Origin of the sequence: Pseudoalteromonas simplex (assembly GCF_015278155.1) — a bacterium.
Taxonomy (GTDB): domain Bacteria; phylum Pseudomonadota; class Gammaproteobacteria; order Enterobacterales; family Alteromonadaceae; genus Pseudoalteromonas; species Pseudoalteromonas simplex.
Map to the genome: position 1 here is coordinate 162,262 of NZ_JADILN010000002.1, position 11,691 is coordinate 173,952.

Genomic DNA, 11,691 nt, shown 5'->3' on the forward strand with positions numbered 1-11,691 from the left:
GTATTCATACCGCATTCTAAACTGTTTTTATATAAGGTACGATCAGACTTTTCATATAACTGGTAATTTATGGTTTAAATTAACTAGTCAATAGCTTATAAAAATAAGAAGGTATGATTGAAATCTATATTTAAAATAATATTTTATTGTTATTAATTGAAATATAAACTTTATGTTAATAAAGAATTGTATGAGGTAGCTTTTAATATAAAAGCCAGCTCTGAAAGCTGGCTATAAATAAGTTCTAACTTATTAAGTTTCATCTCTTGGCACAAACTCAAGCACAGTCGCATTAATGCAGTACCTGTCTTTACCTCTTGGCCCTTCACCAGGGAACAAATGCCCTAAATGAATACCCGAGCTTTTTGATTTAAGCTCAATACGTTGCATGCCATAACTGTTGTCTTCATGCATAGTCACACTGTCTTTAACTGGATGAGTAAATGAAAGCCAGCCTGTGCCTGAGTTAAATCTATCTCGGGTATCAAAAAGCGGCGCACCACTTAGCTTATCAATGAAAATTCCATCAGGTGTGTTTTTAAAGATATCGTACTGCTTACAAAACGGGCTGTCTGTTCTGGCATGAAATGCAACTCTAAAGGCTTCACTGTCCCCCAGTTTAAATGCACCTAAGGCTTTGTAAAACTCACCTTTACTGACATAGCCTTGGCGACCATAAACCTCTTCGCCATTTTCTATAAATAATAACGTGGGTGTTGCCCAAGTCGGCGTTTTAATCGTTAAACCATCAAGTTGATCAGCATGTCGGAAAGTCATAGGAATTGTCCCCATGTACTCATTAGCGACCTCTTTTTTAAACTTTTCACAGTATGGGCAATAACCTTTAGCATCTATCACTACAATTTGCTTAGCTGCCAATAAGGCTGCGTTATCAACCTGCTGTTTTTCTACTAGTGTGAATACAACGCCCGTTGAATGATCAGGGCAATAGCCATTGGGGTTTTTCTTTAAATAATCTTGGTGATAATCCTCTGCAGCATAAAATACATCAAGCGGTTTTATCACAGTCACAATCTTGCCGTAGCCTGCTGCGGTTAATTTACTTTGGTATTCATCTTTAAGTGTATTAGCAACCTCGAGTTGCTCATTATTACTTACCAAAATTGTTGAGCGGTATTGAGTGCCAATATCATTACCTTGGCGATTTAGCTGGGTTGGATCATGATTTTCAAAATAATGCATTAACAGTGATTGTGTTGTTAACTCGTTGCTGTTGTATGTCACTTTAACAACTTCTGCATAATTGTTTTTATCAAAGCGTCGCGAGCTACGTGTTATGTTCTTGTAGGTCGCTTTAAAACCATGCCCATCGGCATAGCCAGATACCGCATCCAACACGCCATCAAGTGCTTCGTAACGTTTTTCTGCTCCCCAAAAACAACCTGAACCTAGCACAATGGTTTCAATATGCCCTGTTGCGTTATCTGGCATTGTTTCAGCTTTAATTGGGCTGGTGGTAAAAATGGCACTGCAAGTGAATAGTGTCAGTAACATCGACTTAATTGTCATACTAATTTCCTCTTAAAAGCCTGTATTTAAGACAGACCGCGCATAGGTATTAATAATTTCAACTTAAACGCATGCAAACAGCGATTCACCGCTAACAATTTAACTCTTAACCTTATTTACGGTAAAACACAGCTTTTTAACATTGGGATATTAAAAAATGAAAATTGCACACAGCTTATCTGCTATTCCATTAGGATTAACACTTGCTACGCAAGTGAATGCCGCAGAGTTCACTTTTGCAAAATCAATTAAACCGAACGACAACACACTAGTTTTATTTTTAGATACAGATAGCCAAGTTGCTAATTTTAATTATTTAAAGCCAGAAACCCAAAGTCACCTAAATAAAGTCATTGAATTTAGCGACTTTAAAGCAGGTTATGGCAAAACGTTAGAAGTTATCGCACCAAACGGTAGCGACCATCAACGCATCTTACTTGTTGGCTTAGGAGAGCAGCCACAACTAGATGCAGCAAAAATGGCAAAACTAGGTGGTAACGTTCACGCTAAATTGCAGTCGGCTAAACAAGCAAATGTTAGCCTTGATTTTTCAGAGCTTAAAGACAGCGCAATCAATGCTAAATATGCAGCAGAATTTGCACATGGCGCAAATTTACGTGACCACCGTTTTGAGCAATACAAAAAAGAACAAGACAGCCACGTTGTTAACTACACATTAGATGTTGAAAATTTAGACCAAGCGGTCGAAACCCATAAATTACTACAAAGCATTGAAAAAGGTGTATTTTTAGCACGTGACTTAACGTCTGAAGTTGCAACAGAAATGACACCGGTTGATTTTGCTAAAGCGGCAAAAGAGCTTAAAAAGTTAGGTGTTAAAATTACAGTTTTAGAACCTAAGCAAATTAAAAAGCTAGGCATGGGTGCACTTGAAGCAGTTGGTCGTGGTAGCGAAGAAGGTGCACGTTTAGTGGTTGCTCATTATCAAGGTAATAAAAACACCCCTATCGCGTTAGTGGGTAAAGGTATTACCTTTGATTCAGGTGGCTACAGCCTTAAAACAGGCGCGTCAATTGCCCGCATGAAATCAGACATGGCAGGGGCAGCTGCAGTACTGGGTACTGTTAAAGCAATGGCACTTGCTAAAGCCGACACAAACGTTGTTGCTGTAATGGGCATGGCTGCCAATATGGTATCGCAATTTGCTGTTGCGCCTGGCGATGTTGTAAGAACAGCCGAAGGTTTAAGTGTTGAAATTGTTAATACAGATGCTGAAGGTCGCTTAGTACTGAGTGATGCAATGTGGTATGCCCGTGACAAATACAAACCAAGTATTATGGTTGATGTTGCGACCCTAACCGGGTCTAAAATTCGTGCTGTAGGTAATGAATACGCGGCGGTTTTCTCTGATGATGATACTCTTGTTGAGCAACTAACTATTGCGGGTAAGCAAGTAAATGAAAACCTATGGCGTTTACCTCTAGGTTATGAAGATGCATTAAAGTCAGACATTGCTGATCTTAAAAACATCGGTTCACATGGCCCAGGTGCTACTACAGCAGCGAGTTTCTTACAAAACTTTGCCGGTGACACACGTTGGGTTCACATTGATATTGCAGGTAACGCGCTAAACTCTAAAGCAAAAGATGAACTAGCTGAAGGCGGTACAGGCTATGGTGTACGTTTACTGTCTAATTGGTTACTAAATAACGCACAGTAATTAGACATTGCACTTTATCAAGTGGTTATAAACTATTATAGCCACTTGATTGTCTTGAGTTTTTCTAATTAACACTAAAGACACATTTACATCATCAACAAACAGCCTATATGCTAATAAGCATTAAGGGATAATAATAAGATTGATACGCAATGACGACGACCAAAAGTACACCTAAAATTATGGCGCTCACTACGCATAGCATCTTTTTTGATGCCTATGAAACAGCAAGCGACATACTCACTACGCAAAAGAAAATATGGGCATTAGCACAATATTGCCAAAGCAGTGATGACTTTGTTGATGTAGTCCCTGCCAATAATAATTTAACACTTTACCTGAAAGAGCCCGCTCAACTTGCTGGTTGGCTGCCACGATTACTTGAACAATGGCACGAACTTAAAGCTACTGACTTTAACTCACGTCATCATAAACTTGCGACTCGTTATGGTGGTGAATATGGGCCTGATATAGCACATGTTGCTAAACATCATAATCTGTCTGTTGATGATGTTGCTCAAATGCACAGCAGTGCCAAATACCACGTGCTTTTTTTAGGCTTTAAACCCGGTTTTGCTTATTTAGATGGTTTAAATCCACAACTTTTCACACCCCGACATGCTGAACCAAGGCTCTCTGTTCCAAAAGGATCTGTTGCTATTGGCGGCAATCAAACCGGTATTTACCCTGAAAGCTCCCCTGGAGGCTGGCAAATTATTGGTCATACAGATTTTCGTCTATTTGATATCAATGCAGCCTCGCCTTGTGCTATCGAACCCGGTGATACTTTAGAGTTTGTTATTCAGGAGGTGTTAAAATGATCACTATCATCAAACCTGGTATGCAAATGTCTATACAAGATCAAGGCCGCACAGGATCTCGCCATTTAGGCATTGGACAATCAGGGTGCATTGACCCTTATGCTCAAGTTATTACAAACCGTTTAGTTGGCAACGACGACAACAACCCCGTTATTGAAATCACTTTGGGTCTTGCCGAAATTAAGTTCGATAACGATTACTACATTGCACTGCACGGCACAGATATGAAAGCCACAGTGAATGGCAATGCTGTTGAACCAGGCTGGAGCTTTTACATAAAAAAAGGCGATGTATTAAAGTTTAATGCGGCGCGTCATGGTTTTAGAAGTTACCTTGCGATTGGCGGCGAGTGGCATTTACCTGAGCCAATTTTAGATTCTTACTCAACAGATATATTAGCAGGTTTTGGTGGCTTGACCGGTCAAGCACTACAGGCTGGCGATAGTTTTGATATAACGCCAAGGTACAATACCAAAATTGGCTTAGGCGCTATGCTACCACCTAAAAGTACACAAATTCGTATTCATGCCGCACCACATGCAGCACTGTTACCAAAAGAAACCATCGTTAACTTTATAAATCATTCATGGCATGTATCACCAAATAGCAACCGCATGGGCACACGGCTATTAAGTGATGAGTGTGATATTAGCCATGATGTTTCGCTACCATCAATGGCTGTCGCTCCTGGCTGTATTCAGCTTCCGCCAAATGGTGAACCCATAGTGCTATTAAACGATGCGCAAACAACGGGTGGTTACCCATTACTCGGTACCGTGATCGAAGCCGATCTTCGTCACTTTGCACAATTAAAACCCGGTGATTTCCTTCACTTTAAGTTTGTTACACTTAAAGAAGCCCATGCAGCACAAGAAAAACTCACTGCGCACTTAAATCAACTTGCGATAGCACTAAACTATATTAATAAATAACGTTAATTTATTGGTGTTTAAAAGGCGAGCAAAGAAAGTCTTTGCTCGCATTGCTTTAAAGCTTGTCTATACATTTAAAAAGGTAAAAACCCCATACATTCCTTTGCACCAAAGCAGTGCAGATTATTTACTAACAAAAGCCTTTATTCCAGACTCATTATCATCCAATTTGCACAAATCAAGCATTTAAACCGCTTACCCTTTAACCACTTACCCCGTACTGGTGCAAAGCCGCCGCTTAAGGTGCATATTTTATTCTCAATTAATTAAAAAACCTGTGTGACTTAGGTAATTATTTCTGTTAAAACAAACATTCGCAGTTATATAAATTCTGTTAACTGCGCACATATTTGGAATGAGGAGTCACTATGTGTTCAATTTTTGGGGTATTAGATATTAAATCTGATCCCGCTCAATTGCGTAGCCAAGCAATTGAGATGTCAAAACTATTAAGGCACCGCGGGCCAGACTGGTCTGGCGTGTATTCATCAGATAAAGCTATTTTAGTCCACGAACGTCTAGCGATTGTTGGCGTATCGAGTGGTGCACAGCCTTTGTACAACCCTGAGCGTACAAATATTCTTGCTGTTAACGGTGAAATTTATAACCACAAAGAGCTCGCTGCCAGCTTAGAAACTGATTTTACTTTTCAAACTCAGTCTGACTGTGAAGTTATTTTGGCTTTATATAAGCAAAAAGGCCCTGAGTTTTTAGACGATTTAAATGGTATTTTCGCGTTTTGTTTATACGACGAAGAGCAAGATGCCTACTTAATTGGTCGTGACCATATCGGGATTATTCCGCTTTATACAGGTCATGATGAACATGGTAACTTTTATGTTGCCTCAGAATTAAAAGCATTATCGCCAATTTGTAAACATATTGAAGAATTCCCTCCGGGTCATTTCTTGTGGAGCAAAGATGGTCAACTTCGTAAGTATTACAGCCGCGATTGGCAAAGCTATGACGCAGTAAAAGACAACGAAGCTAAATCAAGCGATGTTAAAGAAGGCTTAGAAGCTGCTGTTAAACGTCAATTAATGTGTGACGTACCTTACGGTGTTCTATTATCAGGCGGTTTAGATTCATCGGTAATTTCAGCTATCACACAACGTTTTGCTGCAAAACGTATCGAAGATAATGATGAGTCTGATGCATGGTGGCCAAAACTGCATTCATTCTCTGTGGGTCTTGAGGGTTCACCCGATTTAGCAGCTGCACAAAAAGTAGCTGATATGATTGGTACGGTTCACCACCCTATTCACTTCACCATTCAAGAAGGTATTGATGCCCTACGTGAAGTGATTTATCACATCGAAACGTACGATGTAACAACTATTCGTGCCTCAACGCCGATGTACTTAATGGCGCGCCAAATTAAAGCCATGGGTATTAAAATGGTGTTGTCGGGCGAAGGTGCTGATGAGCTTTTTGGTGGTTACCTTTATTTCCACAAAGCACCAAATGCGCAAGAGTTCCATGAAGAGCTTAACCGTAAAGTCTCTAAACTACATATGTTCGATTGCTTACGTGCGAATAAATCAATGGCAGCATGGGGCGTTGAAGCGCGAGTGCCATTCTTAGATAAAGAATTTGTAGACGTAGCAATGCGTATCAACCCAGAAGCGAAAATGTGTAAAGACGGTAAAATCGAAAAACACATTATTCGTGAAGCGTTCGACGGCTACCTGCCAGACGACGTGCTTTGGCGCCAAAAAGAGCAGTTCTCTGATGGTGTAGGCTATAACTGGATTGATACGTTAAAAGAGTATGTGAACGAACAAGTTAGCGATCAAGACCTTGCTAATGCAAAATACAAATACCCGATCAATACGCCTGATTCTAAAGAAGCGTATTTCTATCGTAGTATTTTTGAAGAGCACTTCCCTGGTGATGCAGCTGCAAAATGTGTTCCGCATGGCAAATCTGTTGCTTGTTCTACTCCTGAAGCACTCGCTTGGGATGCATCATTCCAAAACAATGCTGACCCTTCAGGTCGTGCTGCTGGCGTTCATAACGACGCTTACAAAAAGTAGTAACTTTGTGCTGCAAGCCCTGTGTTTGCAGCACTTTCCTCTCAATTGAAATAATTTGCTTTGAAATAATACTGTCATCAAATTATTCCTTTCGCTGCCTAATTTGTTCACAATTCCAACAAAAAACCTAAAAAACTGCATTTATTCGGCTGTTTAGGGACAAAACCATTTACATTTTTTTTCGAGCTCCTACACTAAAGACTAAACTTTGGTACAAATTTAGTTCGTCTACAAACTATTTTTGGGTTTGATACGTAAAAATAGTAATAGCCAAGCTAGTGCCAACCGGCCGTTTAGCTCTCTGCTAAATATAATCACAACAAGAGGTATTCATGAGCGAACATCATGACAAGTACAGTATCGACAATACCGACTACACTGTCGGACAGGACAATGTACAAAAATGGGGTTTTGATGTGCACAACCCTGTATTTGGCATTAGTGCTGGATTAATTGCCCTATTCTTAGTGGCAACACTTATTTCAGATGCTGAAACAGCAAAAACAACTCTGAATGGAATTAAAAACGACATTATTAATAACTTTGATGGCTTTTTTATGTGGTCAGCAAACTTATTCGTATTGTTTTGCTTAGCGTTAATTGTTTCACCATACGGTAACATCCGCCTTGGTGGTAAAGAAGCACGTCCAACTCATTCGCGTATTTCTTGGCTTGCAATGTTATTTGCTGCAGGTATGGGTATAGGCTTAATGTTTTGGGGCGTCGCCGAGCCTGTTGCCTATTTTACAGGTTGGTATGAGACACCACTTGGTGTTGAAGCAAACACGCCGGAAGCCGCTAAACTGGCAATGGGTGCAACTATGTTCCACTGGGGTTTACACCCTTGGGCAATTTACGCGGTTGTTTCGCTTTCGCTCGCATTCTTTTGCTATAACAAAGGTTTGCCGTTATCTATTCGTTCAATTTTTTACCCAATTTTAGGTGACAAAGCGTGGGGCTGGCCTGGCCACCTTATTGATATTCTAGCTGTACTTGCCACTCTATTTGGCCTTGCAACATCTCTTGGTTTAGGCGCACAACAAGCCGCTGCTGGTATTAATCACGTATTTGGTACTGATAGCGGAATTGGCTTAGAAATAGGCGTTATTATTGGTGTGACGTTACTAGCTGTTATTTCTGTTGTTCGCGGTATCGACGGCGGTGTAAAACTGCTTAGTAACGTAAACATGCTTATCGCTTTTGTATTACTCGTATTTGTTGCACTTGTTGGGTTTTCTGCAGCATTTGGCAACCTTCCTAATACAGTAATGGGTTATGTTGAAAACATTATTCCACTGAGTAATCCTCATGGTCGTGAAGATGAAACATGGATGCATGGCTGGACTGTATTCTACTGGGCTTGGTGGATTTCATGGTCACCGTTCGTAGGTATGTTCATTGCACGCGTATCTGAAGGCCGCACAATCCGTGAGTTCTTAATTGCTGTATTACTAGTACCTACTGTTGTGACTATCTTCTGGATGTCAATTTATGGTGGTATCGCTATTGAACAAGTGATTGATAAAGTAGGTGTACTTGGTGAAAAAGGCTTAACTGATGTACCACTAGCTATGTTCCAAATGTTTGAAGCCCTGCCAATGTCGCAAGTGCTTTCATTCATTGCAATTGTGCTAGTACTCGTGTTCTTTATTACGTCATCTGACTCAGGTTCATTAGTAATCGACTCAATCACCGCTGGTGGTAAAGTTGACGCGCCAGTGCCACAACGTATTTTCTGGGCTACAATCGAGGGTGCGATTGCAGCTGCACTTGTTTGGATTGGTGGCACACAAGCAATCGAGGCCTTACAAGCCGGCGCCGTATCTACGGGCTTGCCGTTTACCTTTGTATTGCTATTAATGTGTGTGAGTTTACTCCTAGGTTTACGAACAGAACCAAGACACTAAATACGCTTTGAAATAATAAAAAACGCCGCATTTTTTGCGGCGTTTTTTTATTGATAAGCTTTGCTCAAATAATTTAAATACCCGACATAACGTCGGTGCTACGAGCGCTATATTAGTAATTCGCTGAGTGGCGTATCTGGGCGGTAGTGGTAAGCTATTTGCGCTTGTAGCAGCTCTGCGGTGGCTGTGGCATCATTAAGTGCATTGTGGTTTTGATACGCTGGTAACGAATAACGAATGCGAGAGTCAGCTAAGCGCACAGAATCCAGCTTAGAATTAAACAATCGCCCCAGTAACCCCTGCTTTGCTTTAAGTGCGCGCGTTTCCAGATCAAGCGTGTCTATAACGGCAAATTCAAGCCCTTCGCCTAAACGGGCTTGCAACGCTTGATATAAAAAGTGCCGTTCAATGGGAGCAAAATGCACCACAATCACTTTGCCTTTTAATGCTGCTAACAAAGGCGCCATAATCGTTGAAAAGTCAGGTGCATCGCTCACTTCTGAGTGAGTTATACCATGAATAACAATCGACTCTTCAGCAAGCTTGCGCCTTGGTTGAACAATCCAATGTTGGCTATCTTTACAAAAAATACGCTTGGTATTAAATGGAATTAAACCAACACTGACTATATCGTCATTTTGATAATTTAGACCGGTTGTTTCAAAATCAAGTGCTACTAAGGGAATATCACTAATTGGTTTGCTTAAATCACAAATAGCTGATCCATAAAACGCTTTGATTAACGGCTGTTTGCTCTGTTCTAATAACTCTTGATACCGAGTCGGCCAATCAAGTTTTGCGCCTTGTTTTGCCATTACTTCATCCCTGAGTTAGCAGAGTATCTGAATTTTAGGAAATTCTGCGCTTTATCTAAAATGGCAAACGCCTCTTTAAGATTGCGCTGCTCAAAAGGAGAAAGTAAATGAGGCTCTAAGTCGTTATCTGGCGCTTCATCAAGCTTTTCTATTTGCCACGCTTGGTGTCTAATTCTGATCATGGCAATGTACTCTAGGGCGTCTCGTAAATCTTGTGCTTTGCCTTCAGGAAGTAGTTTAGCTTCGATAATATCTTCTAAACGCTCGAATGAATTTTGTTTACGACTGCCTATCGCTAATGCATGCACGCGTATTACATCAGATAAAGGCGCTGTACCGCGGCGTTTTAAGTTCATAGATCGCTTATGCTGACCATTATGCTCTAACACAAAGTCTTTAAAGAAACCTAAAGGCGGCGTTCTGTTACGCGCATTCGCAGCAAGGTTTGCCAAGAAACGTTTATTCTTACGCCCTTCTGTTGCGATAAAGCGTTTGAGCTCATCGGCCCATTTGTTTTTACCGTAAACACCGTCTAAATCAAAAAAGATCGAGCTATGTAATAAAGCCTGCGGTTTAGGTTCGGCCATCCAACCTGCAAATTGCTCTTTCCACTGCTCGCGTGTTAAGCGCCACTTTTTAAATGACGCCATAATTTCACCTTCACAGTACTTATAGCCACATTCAGCTAAACCATCACAAACAAAATCAGCCAAATTCTGAAAATACTCGTCATGTAATTCCTCGTTAAAACTATTATCAAGGATAATAGCGTTATCTTGGTCGGTCACAATTAATTGCTCATCACGCGCCATTGAACCTAAAGCGATGAAGCAATAAGGAACCGGTGGCGGGCCAAACTTTTCTTCAGCTAAATCAAGTAAGCGCTGTTTGAAGGTACGCCCTATTACAGCCATTGCGGTACCAATCATGTGAGAGTTAGCATCTTCGTTCACCATACGAACAAAGACATTAGGTAATTGCCTTGCATAGTGAGCTAAATCTTCAACCGATTGCTGCGCTAAAATGCCGCGTACTAACAATAAACTACTTTGTGACTCGTAGCGTAAAATATCCGATAACGAAATAACGCCAATCGGCTTTTTCTTAACAACCACTGGCAGGTGGTGAATGTTATCTCTGAGCATGGCCAGTACAGCTTCAAACACATAGGCGTTACTATCAAGCAATACTAAGTCTTTTTGCATTATTTGCGCGGCTGGCGCTTCGTAACTTAACCCTTCAGCAATTACACTGGTACGTAAGTCACGGTCGGTAATTATGCCAACAACTTGGCCGTCGTCATCATCAGGATCATCACTGATTGGTTTATCGGCATCAGTAACCAGCACAGACGATACCGACTCTTGCGTCATTAATTGCGCAACCATTTGCACTGAGGCATCTTTTGCCACAGTGACAACATCACGATGAAGAAGCGACTTAACCTTGGCGGTTGTTAAATCGTTGCTGTCTGCCTGTTCAACAATTGCTTGGTGAAGGCGCACATTACCATCGGCTTCAAAAAAGTCAGCAAATGTTTCGTATTCGTCGCAGTATCGATTAAACAACTCAACATTAATGCAATAAACTAAGGTGTCTTCGAGTGCCTTTGCCGGAAAGCGTACTTTGCGGTTCATCAGAAGGCCCATTTGCCCAAAAATGCCGCCGATAGTTAAACGGTTGTATAAATCACCATCACGACGATATATCTCTACAGCACCTGTTCGAATAACAAATAAATCAGCGATATCCTCGCCATAATTTAGTATTTCAGTGCCTGCGCGAAAATAAGCGATTTCGACTTGTGATGCGAGTTTATTTACCGCCTCTTCAGGAAGATCATCAAAGGGAGCGTGATCAGAAAGAAATTGGGCGATATCGACGTGTTCGGCTTGCATACGCGTACCTAGTTTTAAACATTTGATTTAATTGTGAGGGTAATTGGCTATTTTTTCAAAGAAAAAATAGC

General features: G+C 40.9%; 8 protein-coding genes. 5 read left to right on the forward strand and 3 right to left on the reverse strand.

Annotated features, from left to right (window positions below; translation table 11 throughout):
• Nucleotides 1-252 precede the first annotated feature (252 nt).
• Entirely contained in the window at nt 253-1,530 is a 1,278-nt protein-coding gene (gene msrA, locus IRQ78_RS04700) for a peptide-methionine (S)-S-oxide reductase MsrA (RefSeq protein WP_194441494.1), read from the reverse strand.
• 157 nt (nt 1,531-1,687) lie between these two features.
• Between msrA and IRQ78_RS04705 the strand changes: the two genes are divergently transcribed.
• The 5 genes from IRQ78_RS04705 (at nt 1,688) to IRQ78_RS04725 (ending at nt 8,907) form a co-directional block, all read left to right on the forward strand.
• Nucleotides 1,688-3,211: a leucyl aminopeptidase gene (locus IRQ78_RS04705; protein WP_194441495.1), complete on the forward strand. Its 1,524-nt coding sequence runs from the start codon at nt 1,688-1,690 to the stop codon at nt 3,209-3,211.
• A gap of 152 nt (nt 3,212-3,363) precedes the next feature.
• The gene (pxpB, locus tag IRQ78_RS04710) at nt 3,364-4,032 is read left to right on the forward strand and encodes a 5-oxoprolinase subunit PxpB (RefSeq protein ID WP_054553782.1); all 669 of its coding nucleotides are present in this window, start codon (nt 3,364-3,366) and stop codon (nt 4,030-4,032) included.
• Complete coding sequence (locus IRQ78_RS04715; protein ID WP_194441496.1) at nt 4,029-4,964, forward strand: 5-oxoprolinase subunit C family protein; 936 nt, start codon at nt 4,029-4,031, stop codon at nt 4,962-4,964. The genes pxpB and IRQ78_RS04715 overlap by 4 nt, the downstream gene beginning before the upstream one ends.
• A gap of 368 nt (nt 4,965-5,332) precedes the next feature.
• Nucleotides 5,333-7,000 carry an asparagine synthase B gene (gene asnB, locus IRQ78_RS04720; protein ID WP_138619474.1) on the forward strand — a complete coding sequence of 556 codons (1,668 nt, stop codon included), beginning with the start codon at nt 5,333-5,335 and terminating at the stop codon, nt 6,998-7,000.
• 332 nt (nt 7,001-7,332) lie between these two features.
• Nucleotides 7,333-8,907 carry a BCCT family transporter gene (locus IRQ78_RS04725; protein ID WP_054553779.1) on the forward strand — a complete coding sequence of 525 codons (1,575 nt, stop codon included), beginning with the start codon at nt 7,333-7,335 and terminating at the stop codon, nt 8,905-8,907.
• 107 nt (nt 8,908-9,014) lie between these two features.
• Here IRQ78_RS04725 and IRQ78_RS04730 read toward each other — a convergent pair whose 3' ends face one another.
• Nucleotides 9,015-9,722 (reverse strand): 3'-5' exonuclease, encoded by a 708-nt coding sequence (locus tag IRQ78_RS04730; protein ID WP_138619470.1) that lies wholly within the window; start codon nt 9,720-9,722, stop codon nt 9,015-9,017.
• A complete protein-coding gene (locus tag IRQ78_RS04735) occupies nt 9,722-11,620 on the reverse strand; it encodes a DUF294 nucleotidyltransferase-like domain-containing protein (RefSeq protein WP_194441497.1) in 1,899 nt (632 codons plus the stop codon). The genes IRQ78_RS04730 and IRQ78_RS04735 overlap by 1 nt, the downstream gene beginning before the upstream one ends.
• Nucleotides 11,621-11,691: the final 71 nt, after the last annotated feature.

Bases quoted from the DNA above. Each gene is read 5' to 3' on its own strand.
- msrA (WP_194441494.1), bottom strand. From the start codon at position 1,530: ATGACAATTAAGTCGATGTTACTGACACTATTCACTTGCAGTGCCATT.
- IRQ78_RS04705 (WP_194441495.1), top strand. From the start codon at position 1,688: ATGAAAATTGCACACAGCTTATCTGCTATTCCATTAGGATTAACACTT.
- pxpB (WP_054553782.1), top strand. From the start codon at position 3,364: ATGACGACGACCAAAAGTACACCTAAAATTATGGCGCTCACTACGCAT.
- IRQ78_RS04715 (WP_194441496.1), top strand. From the start codon at position 4,029: ATGATCACTATCATCAAACCTGGTATGCAAATGTCTATACAAGATCAA.
- asnB (WP_138619474.1), top strand. From the start codon at position 5,333: ATGTGTTCAATTTTTGGGGTATTAGATATTAAATCTGATCCCGCTCAA.
- IRQ78_RS04725 (WP_054553779.1), top strand. From the start codon at position 7,333: ATGAGCGAACATCATGACAAGTACAGTATCGACAATACCGACTACACT.
- IRQ78_RS04730 (WP_138619470.1), bottom strand. From the start codon at position 9,722: ATGGCAAAACAAGGCGCAAAACTTGATTGGCCGACTCGGTATCAAGAG.
- IRQ78_RS04735 (WP_194441497.1), bottom strand. From the start codon at position 11,620: ATGCAAGCCGAACACGTCGATATCGCCCAATTTCTTTCTGATCACGCT.